This window comes from Blastopirellula sp. J2-11 (genome assembly GCF_024584705.1).
Classification (GTDB): Bacteria; Planctomycetota; Planctomycetia; order Pirellulales; family Pirellulaceae; genus Blastopirellula.
The window spans coordinates 6,031,835-6,050,768 of the sequence record NZ_CP097384.1 but is presented as its reverse complement, the minus strand read 5'-3'; the positions used below and the strand labels follow the sequence as shown (position 1 = coordinate 6,050,768).

Here is an 18,934-nt window from a genome sequence, read left to right as displayed (position 1 = left end):
ACGAATATCATAGCAAGGTAAGCCCGACCCTGCTTCCAATTCCCTTGTCTTCGCAGAAAGAGCATGTCTTAAAATTTGCCAAGTCGCCTACTTCAGGCCGGTTGTTGCGATCCCTTTCAAAAAGGTTCGCTGCGTCAAAAAGAAAAGAATCACGATCGGCAACGTGAACAACGTCGCCGCCGCCAACAGCAGATGCGTTTGATCGCTATAAGAACTGACGAACTGCTCAAGCCCATACGCCAGCGGAAAATTCCGCTTGTCGCTCAACAGCAGCAGCGGCCCGCTAAAATCATTCCAGGCGGCGATAAATTGAAACAGCGCCACGGTGGCGACCGCCGGTTTCGACAGCGGCAAGATGATTCGCCAAAAGATGCCCCACTCTCCTAAGCCGTCGATCCGAGCCGCTTCGCTCAGATCTTCGGGAATGGTGCGAAAGAACTGCCGCAGCAGGAAGATCGAAAACGCGTCTCCCAAAAATGTAGGCACGATCAGTGCGCCCAACGTGTTGTAGAGCCCCACTTCTCGCAGTAGCAAAAACCGCGGGATCATGGTGACGTGCCACGGCAGCAACATCGTGCCGATCAAGACGCCAAACAGCAGATTGCGGCCGGGCCATTGAAGTTTCGAGAATGCGTACGCCGCCATCGAGCAAGAGATGACCGTGCCGATCACCGAGCCCAAGCAGATCAGCAGCGTGTTGCGCAGGTAAACGAAAAACGGCATCGCCGTGACCGCTTCGCCGTAGTTGGCCCACCGCCAGGTTTGCGGCAGCAGCGCATGCGGATTCGCTTGAATCTCGGCCGGCGTTTTTAGGGACGAGAAAAACAGAATCGCCAGCGGGCCCGCCAACAGCACCGCCGCGAAGATCAGCGCCGCGTACGCCAGCACTTTTTCGATCAGGTTCAACTTCACCGGTCGGTCTCCTGCGCTGCGTCGATCTGTCGTTGAATGACTTGGGTCGCTGCTTGCAGCATCGCCGCGCAGTCAGGCTCTTCCGCTCGTAGCATCGCGCGCTCGGCGACGCTTTTGATCTCGTTGTTGAAAAAGGCGCCAGCCGGCACGACCGGAACCGGATATTGGTTGTCGCTGCCGGCTAGATCGACAAACTGGGCGAACATCGGCTCGGCTTGTAGGAACGCCTGGAACTCGGCCTGTTGTGCGACCTGGGCCGAAACCGGAATCCAGCCGCCAGCGACGCAGGTCTTGGCCGCCTGGGCTTCGTGTCCTAGTCCGCTCCAGAACTTCATAAACTCCCACGCGCCTGCGGCATTGTTAGCGCCGCGCGGCACGACAAAGTTGTTGCCGTTCACCCATCCAGCACGCTGCAATCCGTTCGTGGGCGGCGGCAAGGGACAAACGCCGAACTGCGTGATCGGCTCCCCGCGCTCTTGTTGGGCCTTTTGAAATGCTCGAACGTCGCGCACGCGCCACTGACCATCCATTACCACCGCGTAACGGCCGGCCAACAGTGGGAACGCTTTGCCTGGCAGGGATTGATCCCCTTGCCGAAACGCTGCGATTTCCGCCGGTCCATAGCGCTGACGATAACCGACCATCCACTCCAGAGCCGCGATCACCTGCGGATCGTCGGCGGTGACCTGATGCGCCGCTGCATTGTAAAACTGGCCGCCAAAAACATAGCCCCACGCCCACAAGCGGCGCGAGTCCGGCAGGTACCCATGCCGCTCATAGCTGGCTGCGCCCGGCGGCGCAATGGTCGCTTCGATTTGATCCAACTCGGCCAGCGTCTGCGGCGGCTTCAGACCATACTGGTCGAGCATCGTCTGGTGATAGTACAAGGCGCGAACATCCAGTCCGTTGGGCAATGCGTACAAGCGGCCGTCATAGGTCGCCAAACGTCGCGCGGCGGGAAAGAGCCATTCGGCGGCCTGCTTTACTTCATCGGCCGGTGCGAATGCGTCAAGCGGCTGAATCGCGCCGCGTGCGCCCCAGTCGGCGATCACCGGATCATCGATGTTCAGCAGGTCCGGAGGATCGCCGCCGGCAACCGCCAAAAAGAACTTCAAGTCTAGATTGTTGCCAGGCATCGCCACGGCGCGAACATAATGTTTGTCTTGCGACGCGTTAAAGCGGCGGACGATCTCTTCGACAGTCGCACGATCGGCGCCTCCCCAGAAGTGCCAAAACAGCACCTCGTTGCGCTGCAACGGAGTCGGCGGCTGCCGGTTGTCGCCGCGCGACGCCGCAAAGGCGACGACTGCTAACAGCAACAAGATGGCGGCAATTTGCTGCGTGCTGCGGCTCATGTTCATCCTCCGTAATAAACCCAGCGGCGCGATGTTCGAAACAGCAGCAACGTCGCGACCAGCAAGAGGACGAACAGCAACCACGCGACCGCCGAAGCGTAACCCATATCCAAATGTTGAAACGCGCTTAAGAAAAGCTGCAAGCTGATCATCATCGTCGATCCGGCCGGCGAACCTCGGCCTTCGCTCACGATGTAGATCTGCGTGAAGGCTTGCACCGATTGAATCAGCCCCATCACCAGGTTGAAAAAGATGATCGGCGTCAGCATCGGCAGCGTGATATGAAAGAACCGTCGCACGGCGCCAGCGCCATCCAACTGAGCCGCTTCGTACAGCGACTTCGGCACGTCCCCCAGCGCCGCCAGGTAGATCACCATAAAATTGCCGACGCCCCACAGGCTCATCAGCACCAGCGCGTCCTTTGACCCCGGCGAAAACGTACCGGTTCGCCAGAAGGTCGAAAAAATGTCGCCGGACGATTGCAGCCAGCCAGGCGTTCCCAGCCCGATGCTCGACAGCCCATAATTGACGATTCCCTCTTTAGGATCGAGCAGCCACATCCACAAGATGCTGGCGGCCACCACCGGAATGACCGACGGCAAAAAGAAGAGCGTCCGAAAGATCGCTTGCCCCCGGACCGGCAGCGATAGCAGCACCGCCAGGGTGATGCCGAGGAGGATCGAGAGCGGAAGGCCGACAGCGGCGTAATAGGCGGTATTGGCGAGGGCCTGGCCAAACCCGGTTCCCGTGGCGATTTCGTCCGCGAGGCGCGCGTAATTTTCGCCCCCGATCCACTGCGGCGGATTGATCAGATCGTACCGACAAAAGCTCCAGTACAAAGACGCGGCGAACGGAAACAGGTATAACAGCACCAATCCGCCCAGCCAGGGGCTAGCGAAGGCGTAACCTGCGATCCGATTTCGCGTCGAACTCACGCCGCCTCACCGTTGGCTAATAAAGGAAGTGTGCCGAACAAAAGCAGTAGTCAAACCGAGGTTTCGGTTGCGGGCCCTACTGGCAAACGATTGTACCGCCGCTGGCGGACAGCTGGGACACGTCAGGCGGTCGATACAACAAATCCACCCTATCATTCCTGATCCAACCGCGCCAGCGATGACACTAACTCCTCTTTCGACGCCGAACTGCCAGCGAACGTTACGCATTGCGCGAGACGAAGCGGGAGTTCCGCATGTTTTTGCCGAATCGCGTCACGATGCGATCTATGGTCTTGGCTATATGCACGCGACCGATCGCATCACGCAAATCATGTTCGCTCGCGCAGTTTCGGCCGGTCGCGCGGCGGAATTGATCGCCGACAAGGAAGAACTGCGCGAAACGGATCGTTTTTTTCGGCGGATGGGGCTGCATCGTAATCATCCGCGCGAAGTCGGTCTGCTGCGGCATCACATTCGCGAACAGGTCGCCCATTATTGCGCCGGCGTCAATGACGGCGCCAACGCGGTGGGTCAGTCGTGGCCGATGTGGGCGACTGGATTTGAGTCGGAGCCGTGGGATCCGGTCAGCGTGCTGTTGATCGGCAATTTGCTCAGCTTTGGCGGACTTGCCGTCAGTCAGTTGGAGAACGAACGGATCGTCGTCGAGCTGATTCAATCGGGCGCCAGCGAAGCGGCGCTGCGTGAGATGTTTGCAGACCGCTTGGATCATGTCGATTTTGATTTGATTCGCCAGGTCGCGTCGATGCCGCGAATGTCGGACGAAGCGCTCGAAGTGCTGGCCGATCTTCCCCGGTTGGCCGGCAGCAACGCGTGGGCGGTCGCGCCTTCGCGAACCGCGTCGGGCGGCGCGATCCTCTGTTCCGATCCCCATCTCGAGATCAATCGCTTGCCGGCGATTTGGTACGAAGCGGTCTTGCGCTGGGATGACGACTACGTGATGGGCGCTACGCTGCCTGGTTGTCCGTTGGTCGCGGTTGGTCGCACGTCGAAACTTTCGTGGGGCGTCACCTACATGAAAGGGGACACGATCGACATCTTTGTCGAAGACTGTCGCCAGGCGCCGACCGGCCAATGGCAATATCGCCGCGGTGAACAAGAGTGGCATGATTTTCAAATCCGTCAGGAAGAGATCGGCCGTAAAGGGGGCGAAAGCGAAACGCTGACGGTCCTCGAAAATCCGCAAGGGACGCTCGAAGCCGATCCCGCCGACGATGGTTATCAATTCTCACTCAACTGGTCAGGCACGTCGCCTGGCAGCGGCGCCGCGATTGGGGCTTGGCTCGATGTGATCGCAGCGCCTGATGTTGCGTCGGCGATGGAAGTCGCCGAGCAATGTCCGCAGCCGACATTATGTTGGGTATTCGCTGATGTCGAAGGGAACATCGGCATGCAAGGGAACGGCCGGTTTCCGGTTCGTCCCAGCGGCGCTACTGGACTGGCGCCGCTGGCCGCATGGGACGAAGTGAACCACTGGGACGGTTTCTTGCCGCCTGAATATCTGCCGAGCATCTACAACCCCGAATGCGGATTTGTCGCGACCGCCAACGAAGAACAACCTGTCGTCGACGGCGTGCGCGTCACCAGTCAGACGCTGCCCGACTATCGCAAACGCCGTATCGTTGAGCAGCTTAACTACGCCGACGAAGTGACCGTCGAGGAAATGCAGGCGCTGCAGTACGACTATGTCAGTCTTCAGGCTCGCGATCTACTTCCTTATTTGCTTCCTCACATCGCCGATAAAAAAGTGGTGCAACGACTGGAAAATTGGAATCTTGACTACACCCCAGACAGTTACGAGGCGGTCCTGTTCCAACGGCTCTATCGCAATACGCTGTTGGAGATCTTCGGCCAGGCCGAGGGACTCGGTCGGAGGCGCGTGTTGTACGTCGCGACGCGCGTCGGCTTCTCCAGCATGGTGATCGCCGCCGTCGATCGGATTTTGAAAAAGGAAGATTCGCTCTGGTGGAAAGGACGTGACAAGGGAGAACTGATTCGCGCGGCGGCCGAAAAGCTGGTGGTCGAAATTGAAAAACCGTGGTCCGACGTCAATAACTTTCATTTCACCGATCGCTTCTTCGGCGGCATCAGCGGCGGACGTTTGCTCGGCTTTGAGAGTCGTCCTTACCCGATGCCTGGCAACTTTGCGACCATCTTCCAGGGGCACGTCTTGCAGACCGCCAAACGCTCGTCGACCTTCGCTCCCAGCTATCACTTTGTCGCCGACATGGCGACCAGCGAAGCATGGAGCAACTTGCCTGGCGGCCCGAGCGAAAGCCGCTTCTCGGCCTACTACAAAAGCGATGTTCCGCGCTGGTTTGATGGGCACTACAAACGGTTGAGCGTGGAAGAAAATGCTTCGTAGCCTGAAGATTGGGTAAATGCCTCATGTCTAACTAAGGATGAATGGGCAATTTCATTGTGCCCCTCTCTTTGGGTGGCTTGTCGGGGCGGACCGGACCGCTTCATTTTTTTATCTAACGGATGAGACCAATCCAACATCAGCCCGAGTGCGCATACCGAAGGAAAGCGGCTTCCATTCCAAATAACTGCGGCTCGATTGGACCCATAGTCGCCTTTCGCTCCTGCGAAAGCAGCGGAAGGAAGACGCTACTTTTTGCGAGAGCGAAAGGCGACTATCTATTCGGACCGGAAAGGTTGGACCGGACTGGACCGCTTTTTTCCTGGGCGAAAGGTTGGACTGGACCGGATCGGATTTTTCCGACCTGACTTGGCCCTCCTTTATCTCAATTTGAGGCAGGACCGCTGGACCGGCCAGGCGCCGGCCGATCGGACCGCCATCGCATCGAGAAACGCGAATTGCCAAAGAGTGGAGAAGCCAGGCGAGCGGATTAGGAATTCCAATTTCCTGCTCGCCGCACGACAATCGACCATGGATCTGTGCGCTTTGTAAAGAGGCAATCTTTGGCCAGGTAGCTGCGAGAAACGCCAGATCTGGACTTCCATTACTTCGTTTCGCCGCTCGTCGTTTCGACAACAATACGCTTCAATTGGGGACAAGCGTCGCGCAGGCGTGCGATACCTTCTGCGGTTACTTGCGTATCGATCAAATAGACCACTTGGAGATTCGGCAAACTCTTCAATTGATCCAAACCTTGGTCTGTCACCGCGTTGCTGTGGATAGAGAGATCTTCGATATACGGAAATTGTTGAAGCTCGTACAAGAACGCGTCATTCGCCTGTTTACCCTGGAGGGAGACGCCGACAGCGCGTTCAGAAAGACCATCTCCTACGAAAGAGCGGAGCAAATATTGTCCGCGAGCTGCCGTCGAAATCCGCATGCCCCCGTTTTGCAACTTGCCGATCTGATACCGCTCGACCATTCCCGGCAGAAAGTACGCGCTAATCACGGCGGCCAGCGTGATCGCCGCGAAGAGAGTTCGCATGCTGAAGCGAAATTTCATCAAAAAGGTCTCCTCCGCCCGGATCTATTATTTATACCCTTCAATAACGCACTGGGGATGCGTCTTCTTAAATTCAAACACCGCTTCGGACGATACCGCACGGTTGCCGCTCAGATCCGCATTTGTCAGGTTGGGAAGTTGAGCGAGATGCTGAAATACGTCATCTGTGATCTTGGTCATCGACAATCCAAGGTTAACTAGCGCCGAACAGCGGATTAAAAGTTGAACGCCTGCATTATCGACATCGGTATGGTAGAGATCGAGATCTTTGAGTTTGGGGTGACGTGACAGCGCTTGTAACCCGGGTCCCGTTACCTTCGTTCCGCGTAAACCGAGGTCGTCGAGTTCCGGAAGCGGTTCTAGTTGTTCGAGAAAGTCATCGGACAAATCGGTCGCATTGAGTTGCAGAAAGGTCAGCGTCTTCATTTTCGAGAGCGTCTGGGCTGAATCATTGGTGATGTGGGTGGATTGCAGCCACAGTTCCCGCAGCGGCAGATGTGCGATCTGTTCAATCCCCTGATCATCAATGTCGGCGTTGCTCAGGTCCAGCGCGACAAGTTCGTGTAAGAGGCTGACCTGTTGGAGCAGCTCGTTGTCAACTTTTTCTTTTCCTTCGCGCAGTTCGAGACTCCACGGATTTCCGAAAAGTTCTTGGCCGAACCAAGCTTCCAGGCGAGGATATTTGCTCGCATTCCATTGGAATTTTCCGCCGGCTTCACGGATGGCGGCAAACGCCGCTTTGCGCTGATGAACATAGCGCGTCGTCCAACCTAACGCCACGGCGCAGATTGTGAAAATGATCAAGAAGGTTCGTAGCGAAAACCGCCAAAGCGACTTTTGGTCGGACATCGGAATTACGCGCTGAGAAGCCAACGAAACGAACCTGATTCAGACCTGATGCGGAGGAAGGTAGATAGTTGGCATTATCGAGGAAGCGGCGCATGCATTCAAGCGTTTTAGCCGTAGCCGTAGGGTCCGCTGTGCGGACCATGGGAAGCAAGTTGTACTTCGCGGTCCGCACACCCAGCGGACCCTACTTCTCTAGTGCTTCCAGCTTCGCCAACTCTTCGGCGGTCGCGTCGACCGTTTCGCGGATCTGCTTTTCTTTGTGCTCGGACGTGATGAAGAACCGCAAGCGGGTCGCTTTTTCTTCGACGGCTGGGTACAGGATCGGCTGGACGTTGATGCCGCGAGCATAGAGATTGCGCGACAGCTTGAGCGCCTTCATCGAGTTGCCGGTGATCACCGGCACGACCGGCGTGTTGCGGCCCAGTCCGGTGTTCAGTCCTTTTTCTTTCGCCAAGCGCAGGAAGAGGGCCGAGTTGTCGGCGCACTGAGCGACGATCTCGGGATGCGATTCTAATCGCTCGAGCGACGCCAGCGCCGCGGCCGCATTGGCTGGCGGAATACCGACGCTGAAGACGAAGCCGGGCGCCGTGTACTTCAGGTACTGCACCAACTGCTTGCGCCCGGCGATGTACCCGCCGCAACTGCCAAACGTTTTGCTGAGGGTCGCCATCAACATGTCGACGCGGTTGGGATCGACATCAAAATGTTCGCAGATGCCGCGTCCTGTTTTGCCCATCGTGCCGATCGAGTGGGCCTCGTCGACAAAGAGCATCGCTTTGTACTGTTCTTTCAGCTCGATGAACTTCGGCAGATCGGGGTAATCGCCGTCCATGCTGTAAACCCCTTCGACCACGATCAACACACGGCGAAAGTTGCCGCGCGATTCGGCCAGCATCCGCTCGGCCGCTTCGTGGTCGTTGTGGCGGAACGAACGTCGCTGGGCGCCTGACAGGATGCAACCTTGGATCAAACTGTTGTGCGACAGTTCGTCATGCAGGATCAAGTCGCCGGGATTCATCAGGTGACCGATCGTCGTCTCGTTGGTCGAGTGACCCCCGACGAACACGACCGAATCTTCGACGCCGAGGAACTTGGCGATTCCTCGTTCCAACTGACCGTGGATCGTCTTCTCGCCGCTCACGACGCGACTGGCCGAGACGCTGGTTCCAAACTGATCGATCGCCGCTTTGGCGGCCGCGTCAACTTCGGGGGCGCCGCTGCTGCCGATATAGTTGTAGCTAGAGAAGTTGATCATCTCGCGACCATCGATCACGGTCGTATCTTTGGTCACGCTCTCGTGAACGTCGAAGTAAGGATTTTCGACGCCGTTGCGGGCAAAGGTCTCTAGACGCGCTTCCAACTCACGAATCTCAGGGAATTCGCGCACGTCAAAGTCGCCGGGGCCGATCTCGTCGATCGAACGTTTTTGTTGCGCTTTGGCTTGCGGCGCTGCGGCTTCGGTCGAACTGTCAGCGGATGCAGCATCTCCTTCGACGCCGAGAATCGTTTGCACGGCGGTCGCGAGACTGTGGACCGTCGTTTCGGCCGAAAAACTATCGAGCGGAATCTCGATGTCCAGTTCTGTCTCCAAGCCGTTCTTCAGCTCGATTCCCATCAGCGAGTCGAGACCCATGTCGGCCAACGGCTTGCTGCGATCCAACTGTGCGGCGGCGACGCCGAGCGTTTTGCCGACTGCTTCGGCGACAAAGTCACCGACCAGGCGAGCGCGCTTGTCCTCGCCTGCGGCGGCGAGTTGCCCTTTCAGCCCGCCTGCGACGGCTCCGGCGGCGGCGACCGTTTCGCGGCGATGAAGAGTCGCCAGCTGATCGAGCAACCGCGGATGTTTGTTACGGGAGAACTGCTTGAGGAACTTGCTCCAGTCGATCGGAAAAACGCCGACGTTGGAGCTGAGACGATCGCTGACGATCTGCTCCAGCGCAAACAAACCTTCCGGCGGCGAGATAACGCCGACGCCCAGCTTCGCCCACTTCGTATGATCTTGATCGGCCGCCATGCCGCCGCCCGACCACGGACCCCAGTTGATGCTGAGTCCGGCCAGTCCCAAACCGCGGCGATACTTGGCCAACCCATCCAAAAACGCATTCGCCGCCGCGTAGTTCGACTGACCGGGCGAACCGATCACCGCCGCGAGCGACGAGAAGGTCAGGAACATCTCAAGCGGCAAGTCAGCGGTCGCGACATGCAAGTTCCACGCGCCGTCGACCTTGGCCGCCAAGACGGTCTCGAACCGCTCCCACGATTGTTGAGCAAGCGTCGCATCGTCGAGAACGCCGGCGGCGTGAATCACGCCGACCAGCTGGTTTTGCTTGTTCAGTTGGGCGATCGTCTGCGTCACGCTCTGGCGATCGGCCACATCGAGCGCGACGCACTGAACGGTCACGCCGTCGGCCTGCCAGGCGGCGATTCGTTCCACCGCGACTTCGTTGGGCTGGCCGCTGCGACTGGCGAGCGACAACTGCCGGGCGCCGCGACTGACCAGCCAACCGGCGACTTCCAAACCGAGCGCCCCGAGGCCGCCGGTGATCAAGTAAGTTCCGCTCTCGCGGATCAGCGACATTTCCGCCAGCGGGCGGGCCATGTCGATCACGACCTTGCCGCGATGCTTGGCCTGCTGCATGTGCCGGAACGCTTCGACCGATTTCTCCACCGGGAAGACTTCCATCGGCAACGGCCGCAGCGCGCCGGAGTCGAACTGCGGCGCGAGCTCTTTCAGCAGCTTGGCGATTAAACCGGGCGCATTGCGTTCTTCCTGACCGAGATCGAATGGGAAGTATTTGGCGCTGGGGCGAACTGCGACGAATTCCTCCTGCGTCCAGACGCCGATCTTGCCGATCTCGACGAAGCGACCCTTCGGCGCCAAGATGTCGACGCTTTTCGGAATGAAGTCTTGGTTCAAGCTGTTCAGCACCACATCGACGCCGCCGCCATCGGTATCGGCGGTGAGCTTGTCAGCGAAGCTGGTCGTGCGCGAATCGTAGATATGCTCGACGCCAAGCGAACGGAGGAAATCCCACTTGCCGCGACTCGCGGTTGCGAAGATTTCGGCGCCGGCCGCTTGGGCGATTGCGACGGCCGCTTGTCCGACGCCGCCGGCGGCCGCGTGAATCAACACGCGGTCTCCTTTTTTCAACTTGGCGAGCTTTATCAGACCGTAGTAGGCGGTTAGATAGGCCAGCGGCAGCGTTGCGGCTTCGTCGTGCGACATGCCTTGGGGGCGCGGCGCGACATAATTTTGATCGATCGTCAGATGGCTCGCCATGCTCGCGGTCGCCAACGCGATGACCGTATCGCCAGGCTGGTGCGACTTCACCTTGGCGCCGACGCGGGTCACGACGCCAGAGCATTCAAAGCCGAACGTGACGTCCGCTTCGCTGAGGATGCCGATCTCTTTTTCGTACTCTTGCAGCATGCCGAGGGCTCGCAGCACATCGCGGAAGTTGAGCCCGGCGGCGCTGACGGCGATTTCGACTTCGGTCGCGCCAGGTTCGGCGAGGGTCGTCTCGCGAAGCGTCAGCTGATCGATCAGACCAAACTTTTGCAGACCCAAGCGATAGGGGGAATAAGGAATCGCCAATTGGCTGCGCTTTGCGTCTGCAGCGGAAACGAGTCGCGATGAATAACGCTTGTCGCCGCGCAAGACGATCTCGACCTCTTTGTCGGGCACCCACAGCTCGCCAAACAGCTTGGCTGCGTTTTCGACGCCGGCTGGATCAAGATCGACGCGTGTGCAGGAAAGCTTGGGCGCTTCGGCCGCGATGACGCGGGCCATGCCCCAAAGCGATGCGGCCAGCGGTTGCGCTACGCCGTTGTCGACGGCGACTTGCTGTGCGCCGCTGGTGACGATCGTCAGCTGCGGCGTTTGCTCGTCGAGCTTCAGCAGCGATTGCGTCAGATGGAGCGTCGCTTGCATCGTGGGCAGATCGGCGGCGACCAGCGACTTGGAATCGGCAGCGGGAAGCGAGTCGGCCAAGATGACGACACCCCGCAAGGGCGCGTCGGCTGACAGCTTGAGCTTCGTCAGCAGCTCTTCCCATTGAGCAGCGTCGCCTGGGTGAACGACCGCGGCGTCGGCCGTGACTTTCAGCTTTTTACCAGGCGAGACGATCACGCACTGTTGCTTGCGATCGGTCAGTTCTTTTTGCAGCGACGCGGCGAGATCGCTTTTCGCCTCTTCGGTCCAGACCAGCCAAACCGGCTGTTGCGTCTCGTCAACCGACAGCGGCGAACCAATCCGCGGCGTCTCGCGCCAGATCACTTCGTACAGCCAGTTGTCGACATGATGATGCAGGCGTTGCTGCAAGTCTTTGCGAGAGACCCGCATCAGTCGCAGGCCGCGGATCTCGGCGAGTTGTTCTCCCTCTTCGTTGGCCAGAATGACATCGGCGACCACTTGCGGCGAGCGCCCGCTCTTGCGCTCGGTGATCTGACTGTGACAGATTACATGGGCCGGCGAGTGGGCCGAGAACGTATGTACCGCTTCGGCGCCGATCGGTACGAATGTCGCGTCGGCGTCGACCTGATCGGCGACCAATGCGCCCACCGTCTGCAAGCAAGCGTCGAGCAAAGCAGGATGCAGCACGTAGTGCGACGCTTCCCCCTTTTGCTGCGCGGCGAGCGCCACTTCGGCCAGCGCGTCATCGCCGCCGGTCCCTAGCTTTTTGACGCCGCGGAAGGCGCGACCGTAATCGAGACCACTGGCGCGACACGCGGCGTAGAACGGCTCGACGTCGACTTCCCCTTCCATCTTGTAGTAAACGTCTTGCAACTTCAGTTCGACCGGCGCGGCGTCGGTGAGCGCGATCTTGCCCGAGGCGTGCAGCTTCCAGACAGAGTCGGATTCGCCGGAGGTTTCGCAGCTGAGAATGCGGAAGTCGCAGACGGCGTCGCCGGGCGAGACGAGCGTTTGAAGGCTGCGGAGCGACTCGTCGAGGAGGAGCGGCTGATGGATGTTCAGCCCTTCGATCGCGACGTTGGCGGCGGCGAAATGTTCGCGGCCGGCGGCCATGGCAATTTCGATGTAGCCGGTCGCCGGGAAGACTGGCTGCCCAAACAGTTGATGATCACGCAGGTAAGCGGGACGCGACGCCGAGAGGGTCGACTCGTACAGCTTCTCATCCAGCGCGGTCGGGTGCAGCACGCCTAGCAGCGGGTGTCCGCCGACGATCGGCGTCGTCGCGGTGCTGTGATAGGCGCCGTTTTCGGTAGCGGCCGACATGTTGTCAGGCGCCCAAAAACGGGTTCGCTGAAAAGGATAGGTCGGCAGCTCTCGCTTGGTTCGCGCATAGCCGGCTTCAAACCCTTGCCAATCGATTTTGCCCCCCAACTCAAACAGTTGGGCGAGCGAACCGAGCAGGGTTTGCCACTCGTCGCGTTTGGCTCGCAGCGACGGGAGCCAGTGGAGATCTTTGTTATCGAGCGTCGCACGGCCTAGTCCGGTCAGGATTGGGTTGGGCCCGATCTCGATGAAGGTCTTGGCGCCCTTCTTGCCGAGCAGCGCCATGCCGTCGCCAAAGCGAACCGCTTCGCGCAGATGACGTCGCCAATACTGGGGCGTCATGATCTCGTCGCCAGCCCAGGCGCCGGTCAAATTGGCGGCCAGCGGAATCGCCGCCGGATGAAGATCGATTTGACGGACGGTCTTTTCAAACTCGTCGAGAATTGGATCCATCAGCGGCGAATGGAACGCATGGGAGACGGTCAAACGAGTCGCGCGAACTCCTTGCTTTTCGCAGGCGGCGATCGCGGTTTCGAGGGCCGTTAATTCTCCAGAGATGACCGTTTGCTGCGGGCTGTTGTAAGCGGCGACCGAGAGTTTGTCGGCCTGGGCGGCGACCAGCGGATCGACAACCGCCGGACCTGCCGCGATCGCAACCATGCCGCCGCCGGCCGGTAGCGAGTTCATCAGCTTGCCGCGCAGCGCGATCAGCTTCAGTCCATCTTCGAGCGAGAAGACGCGAGCCGCACACGCGGCGACATACTCGCCGACGCTGTGGCCGATCACCATGTCGGGCTCAACGCCCCACGACTTCCATAGCTCGAACAACGCATACTCAACGGCGAACAGCGCCGGTTGCGTGTAGGCGGTTTGGTTGACGACATCGGCGTCGGCGCCAAATAAGATTTCTAAGAGCGGCACGTCATACGGCGCCAGGATCGCTGCGCAGCGGTCAAGCGTTGCGCGATAGATCGGCTGCGTTTCGTACAGCGTGCGGCTCATGCCGAAGTACTGGGAGCCTTGCCCGGTAAACAGGAAGGCGGTTTTCAGCTTGCGGCGTTTGGCGCCATTTTCTTGGCTGGGCGCTGTTTGCGCGATCTTGTGCAGTTGCTTGAGCGCCGCTTCGCGCGAATCGACAACCAGCCCGCGACGGACTTCCAGCTTCGAGCGGCCCACATTGACCGAGTAAGCGAAGTCGGCGATCTCGAGATCGGTTTGCTCGGCCAAGAGATCGGCGTACTGCGTGGCGACTTCCGCCAGCCCGATCGTGCTGGCGGCCGACAGGGTCACCACATGTTGCGGACGCTGGAGATCGGTGAACGTCTCTTTGGGCGATGGGCCGACGTAGTCGCCGACGATCACATGGCAGTTGGTGCCGCCAAAGCCGAAGGCGCTGACGCCTGCGATGCGCTCACCGGCCGGCGAATTCCAAGCAGTGGGGGCGAGCGGGATTTCGATCGGAGCGTCGGTAAGATCGATGTAGGGATTGAGTTCGTGGAAGTGCAAGTGCGGCGGAATCTGCTGATGCGTCAGCGACAAGATGCACTTCACCAAACCGGCGACGCCGGCGGCCGATTCCAAGTGGCCGATGTTGGTTTTGACCGACGCGATCCGGAGCGGCTTGCCTGCCGGACGATCGACGGCCAGCACGCTTTTCAGCGAACGGACTTCGATCGGATCGCCCAGGGACGTGCCGGTGCCGTGCGCTTCGATGTATTCCACGTCATGCGGATCGAGCTGCGCATCGGCTAGCGCCGCACGCAGCACGTCTTGTTGCGAAGGTCCGTTGGGCGCGGTCAGCCCGTTGGTCAGACCATCTTGATTGACGGCCGATCCGCGGACGACGGCCAAGACCTGATCGCCGTCGCGCTCGGCGTCTTCCAGCCGTTTTAGCACGACCATGCCGCAACCTTCGCCGCGGACGTAGCCATCCGCTTTGGCGTCGAACGTTTTGCAACGTCCGTCGGGCGCCATCATGCGGGCCTGCGAAAAAGTGATCGTCCCTTCAGGCGTCAGCATCATGTTGACGCCGCCGGCCAACGCGAGATTCGACTCGCCGCTGCGCAGGCTTTGACACGCTAGGTGGACAGCGACCAGCGACGAACTGCAAGCGGTGTCAATCGCGACGCTTGGTCCGCGCAGATTGAACAGATAGCTGATCCGATTGGCGGCGATCGAGAGACTGGTGCCGGTCGCGCTGTAGGCGGTCAGCGAATCGAGCCCGCGAAACATCAGCCGCTGATAGTCGCTGTTGCTAATTCCAACAAAGACGCCGGTCGCCGAATCGGCAAGCGAGTCTACCGGAATGCCGGCTTGTTCGAGCGATTCCCAAGCGACCTCCAACAGCAGTCGCTGTTGCGGATCCATTTTCTCGGCTTCGCGGCCGGAGATTCCAAAGAAGGCGGGATCGAAGTCGGCGACCTCGTCAAGAAAGCCGCCCCAACGCGTGCTAGTTTTGCCAGGCGTAGCTGGTTCTGAGCTGTAAAGCGCGTCAACATCCCAGCGATCGCGGGGCGTTTCGCGAATTGCGTCGACGCCGCCGGCGAGGAGTTCCCAATAGGCGGCGATATCGGCCGCGCCGGGAAATCGGCAACCGACGCCGACCACGGCGATCGGCGAGTGAGGTAGTTGCATCGCGGTAATCTATTTACGACGTGGCTTGTGAATGACGGCCGTAAAGGCGCGTCTTGGGTGGAATCGGCAAAGCGAGCGGCGCAAGCCTTGGGGTCATTGTAGCGATATTGCGCTAATCGACCTGCGCCGCTTCAACAGACTGCTAGATTCGCGTTTATCGCTGGTCGGCCAGATATTCCGAGAATTCTTCGATCGTCGGATAATCGTAGACGACGGTTGGATCGATGCGGCGTCCGAGCCATTGTTCTAAATCCCCCGTCATACCGATCGCGGATGCGGAATCGAGCGCGAACGTCTCGAACGGCGCCGTCACATCGATCGACTGTGGCGCCGTATCCAGCTCGCGGGCAAGATAGGCGACCATCCACTCTTGGATCTCTTCCGCCGTGGCAGTTGCGCCAGTGGCCGATTTGTCGCTTGTCATGTAGGTCCTCTCACGTCGTTACGTAATCGATTTATCCTACACGTTGCGCTCGAAAGCGACCACCAACCCACGCTTGAGCGGCAATTTCGGCGGGAAGCGAGCCACAGACCGAAATCGCGCCGACATAGCCCTCGGCCGGGCAAAACTCGGTGACCGAAGCGGCCAATTCGTCTGGAAAATGACCAAAATGGTTCATCACGCGACGCGACGGCGGCGCCACCAGGTCGATTTCGAGCTTCTCTAGCGGGCGACGAATTCCGACCCCAAACGTCTTCAAATAAGCTTCTTTATGCGTCCAGTAACGGAGAAATTGACGATCCTTCTCAGCCGCCGGAAGGCGTAACACGTCAGGGCGTTCTCCGGGGGCCAAGCAACGATCCACCATGCGCGCTAGGCCGCGAATCTCGCGGATCTGTTCGATGTCGACACCGACTTCACCGATCGTCGAGATCGCCAAAACGGCCAGATCGCCCGAATGGGTGACGTTGAACCAGAGCGAATCTTGATGTTCGAGCTGCGGCTTTCCGAACTTTCCGCTGATCAGCGACAATTGTTTGGGGGCCATCTCCAGATAGCCGGCCAGAATTTGGCGGACGGCGCCGCGGCAGACGATATAGCGTTGCGTCTGTTCGTCCAACAGAAAACTTTCCGCCTTTTCGCGTTCGCTAGCTGAAAGCACTTCGCGCAGCTGCGCCACCTGCGACTTGCTCGTGCGAAGCGGAATGCTCCACAGATGCAGCGCCTCGGCTGACATGCCGGTCAATGGTGCGAGGCGCGAGCCCCGGGCTTCCGGAAGACGTATCATTTTCGCTAGGGGGTTAAATGTCGTGATCGCACAATTTCGACCAGCGGCAAGGTGGGGCGGCCGCCATTTGGAGGATTGCGCTCTTCTAGAAAAATCGGTCCAAAGACGATCTCGACGGGAAGGTTATCGGCTTGCTGTGATCTGCCGCATCATTCGGAATACTCTGTATAATTCAAACGTTCCCACATAATACGCGGCGGTGCTGGTATTGTTGGTGGTCTGCGGGGTTTTTGCGGAGTTTTCAGGCAAATGGCGCGAGTTGTACTAGCTATGTCAGGGGGCGTTGATAGCAGCGTCGCCGCGCATCTTCTCCTAGAAGAGGGGCATGAAGTCATCGGCGTTTTTATGCGCCATGGCGAACAATCGCCGGTTGCTAGCTGCCAGATTGATGGACAATCGGCGTTGCCGATCTTGAATGATCGCCCTGATCACAAGCAAGGTTGCTGCAGTGCCAGCGACGCCGCCGATGCTCGCCGAGTCGCCGATAATCTCAATATTCCCTTCTATGCGCTCAATCTCCAGCGCGAGTTTGGGCAAATTATCGACTACTTTGTCAACGAGTATGTCGCGGGACGAACCCCCAATCCGTGTGTGATGTGCAACAACTGGATCAAGTTCGGCAAGCTGTTTGACTACGCGGATAGCGTTGGAGCCGAGTATGTTGCGACGGGACATTACGCCCGCTTGCTGACCGATCAACCTGGCGATCTACCCCGTTTGGTGCGCGGCGTCGATTCTGGTAAAGATCAAACTTACGTGCTGTTTGGAATCGGACAAAAATATCTGCGACGAATGTTGCTGCCGGTCGGACAGTTTGAAAAGTCGCGCATCCGTGAGTTGGCGGGTCAGATCGGGATGCGGGTAGCCGACAAGAAAGATAGCCAAGAGATCTGCTTCGTCACCTCGGGCAAGCATGACGAGTTCATCAAGTCGCGCCGCGCCGATTTGCAAACCGCCGGCGAGATCGTCACCACCGCCGGCGAAGTGGTGGGCACGCATGACGGCATCGAGAAGTACACTATCGGCCAGCGCAAAGGACTAGGCGTGGCGCTGGGCGAACCACGATTTGTCGTGCGAATTGACGCCGAGTCAAACCAGGTGGTGATCGGCGAGAAAGAGGAGCTGGGCCGCACCGAATTGACCGCGCGCGATTGCAACTGGTTGGTCGATCTGCCGGCAGGCCCGCTCCGCTGCCGTGCCCAGATTCGCTACAACAGCGACGACGCGCCGGCCACCGTTGAGCAACTGCCCGACGGACGGATTTCTGTGACCTTCGACCAGCCGCGCCGCGGCGTCGCGCCTGGTCAAGCGGTCGTTTGTTACGACGGCGATCAAGTGCTCGGCGGCGGGTGGATTGAATAACGGCGCTGGCGAGTTCACCGCATCTAAAGGACTCGATGTTTAGCGAGTTGTGTCGCGTACGAACCGCCGCACTACGACTCTGCAGGCGGCTGCTCGCCTGCTTCTTCGGCGGCCGGCGCCGCCGAATAGTCGTCGACTTCGGTCAACGTGAACTCGGTCGAGAAGTTCGGGCCGGCGGTGAGATAGATTTCACCGTGCGGTTCTGGTTGTTGGGCGATGACGCCGCAGTGGCGCACGAGTTCCAGCACGGCTAGGAAGAGTCCGATGATGACGATCTTGTGCACTTGGCCTTCGAACATCGAAGTGAACGAGACGCTCGCTTCGGTGACGATTCGCTCATGGATGCGTTCCATGTAGACGCGAATCGGAGTGTCGTCATAGACGATGCTGGTCGGCTGCACGATTTTGTTGTCGCGCACGATGCGCGACAGCGCGCTGACCAGGTCCCATAACTCGACCTCATGAATCGGCTGTTGGGCCGGATCAATTCGCCGCGGCGGCAGATCGTCTGACAGACGAGAGAAACGGCGGTTCCAGGCACGGCCTTGATCATCCAGCAGACCGGCGGCATCCTTGAAGCGTTTGTACTCCAGCAGGCGTTCAACCAACTGTTCGCGCGGATCTTCAATCAGTTCTTCGTCCGCGTCGACCCCAGGCAACAGCAACTTCGATTTGATCTCGACCAGCGTGCTGGCCATTTCCAAAAAGTCGGCGGCCGCATCCACGTCGAGATGTTGCAAGATGTCGAGATAGATGACGTATTGCTCGGTGACCATCGCGATCGGGATGTCGCGGATATCAATCTCGTGTTTGCGCACCAGGTACAGCAGCAAGTCGAGCGGCCCGCGGTAGACGTCGATATCGACCTTGAATTTCATGCTGAATTTCTTCCTGCGGTGTCTGGTTTGAACGCGAAATAGACGCGGAATCTTCATCAAAAACTAAAGCAGAAACTCTAGGGAGTCGCCAGGGCTCTCTC

Annotated in this window: 11 protein-coding genes; 2 read left to right on the top strand and 9 right to left on the bottom strand. The window is 59.2% G+C overall.

The window, feature by feature from the left end; translation table 11 throughout:
• Nucleotides 1-87: 87 nt before the first annotated feature.
• Genes M4951_RS24020 through M4951_RS24010 form a run of 3 tightly spaced genes read right to left on the bottom strand, consistent with a single transcriptional unit; the run spans nucleotide 88 to nucleotide 3,202 of the window.
• Nucleotides 88-912, bottom strand: coding sequence for a carbohydrate ABC transporter permease (locus M4951_RS24020; RefSeq protein ID WP_262024131.1), 825 nt, complete (start codon nucleotides 910-912; stop codon nucleotides 88-90).
• Nucleotides 909-2,267, bottom strand: a complete 1,359-nt coding sequence (locus M4951_RS24015) for an ABC transporter substrate-binding protein (protein ID WP_262024130.1) — start codon at nucleotides 2,265-2,267, stop codon at nucleotides 909-911. The genes M4951_RS24020 and M4951_RS24015 overlap by 4 nt, the downstream gene beginning before the upstream one ends.
• A 2-nt stretch (nucleotides 2,268-2,269) precedes the next feature.
• A complete protein-coding gene (locus M4951_RS24010; RefSeq protein ID WP_262024129.1) occupies nucleotides 2,270-3,202 on the bottom strand; it encodes a carbohydrate ABC transporter permease in 933 nt (310 codons plus the stop codon).
• Between the two features lie 178 nt (nucleotides 3,203-3,380).
• Between M4951_RS24010 and M4951_RS24005 the strand changes: the two genes are divergently transcribed.
• Complete coding sequence (locus M4951_RS24005; RefSeq protein ID WP_262024128.1) at nucleotides 3,381-5,585, top strand: penicillin acylase family protein; 2,205 nt, start codon at nucleotides 3,381-3,383, stop codon at nucleotides 5,583-5,585.
• A 601-nt stretch (nucleotides 5,586-6,186) separates the two neighbouring features.
• On the opposite strand, the gene M4951_RS24000 is transcribed toward M4951_RS24005, so the two are convergent.
• The 5 genes from M4951_RS24000 to M4951_RS23980 all read right to left on the bottom strand — a co-directional run bounded on the left by M4951_RS24000 (nucleotide 6,187) and on the right by M4951_RS23980 (nucleotide 16,593).
• Nucleotides 6,187-6,645, bottom strand: coding sequence for a hypothetical protein (locus M4951_RS24000; RefSeq protein WP_262024127.1), 459 nt, complete (start codon nucleotides 6,643-6,645; stop codon nucleotides 6,187-6,189).
• Between the two features lie 27 nt (nucleotides 6,646-6,672).
• Nucleotides 6,673-7,494 carry a hypothetical protein gene (locus M4951_RS23995; protein ID WP_262024126.1) on the bottom strand — a complete coding sequence of 274 codons (822 nt, stop codon included), beginning with the start codon at nucleotides 7,492-7,494 and terminating at the stop codon, nucleotides 6,673-6,675.
• A gap of 184 nt (nucleotides 7,495-7,678) precedes the next feature.
• Nucleotides 7,679-15,364 (bottom strand): type I polyketide synthase, encoded by a 7,686-nt coding sequence (locus M4951_RS23990; RefSeq protein WP_262024125.1) that lies wholly within the window; start codon nucleotides 15,362-15,364, stop codon nucleotides 7,679-7,681.
• Between the two features lie 154 nt (nucleotides 15,365-15,518).
• Nucleotides 15,519-15,788, bottom strand: coding sequence for an acyl carrier protein (locus tag M4951_RS23985; protein WP_002649919.1), 270 nt, complete (start codon nucleotides 15,786-15,788; stop codon nucleotides 15,519-15,521).
• Between the two features lie 31 nt (nucleotides 15,789-15,819).
• Nucleotides 15,820-16,593, bottom strand: coding sequence for a 4'-phosphopantetheinyl transferase family protein (locus M4951_RS23980; protein ID WP_262024124.1), 774 nt, complete (start codon nucleotides 16,591-16,593; stop codon nucleotides 15,820-15,822).
• Between the two features lie 249 nt (nucleotides 16,594-16,842).
• On the opposite strand from M4951_RS23980, the gene mnmA reads away from it, so the two are divergent.
• The gene (mnmA, locus tag M4951_RS23975) at nucleotides 16,843-17,955 is read left to right on the top strand and encodes a tRNA 2-thiouridine(34) synthase MnmA (RefSeq protein ID WP_262024123.1); all 1,113 of its coding nucleotides are present in this window, start codon (nucleotides 16,843-16,845) and stop codon (nucleotides 17,953-17,955) included.
• A gap of 71 nt (nucleotides 17,956-18,026) precedes the next feature.
• Here mnmA and M4951_RS23970 read toward each other — a convergent pair whose 3' ends face one another.
• Nucleotides 18,027-18,833 (bottom strand): segregation and condensation protein A, encoded by an 807-nt coding sequence (locus tag M4951_RS23970; protein WP_262024122.1) that lies wholly within the window; start codon nucleotides 18,831-18,833, stop codon nucleotides 18,027-18,029.
• Between the last annotated feature and the right edge of the window lie 101 nt (nucleotides 18,834-18,934).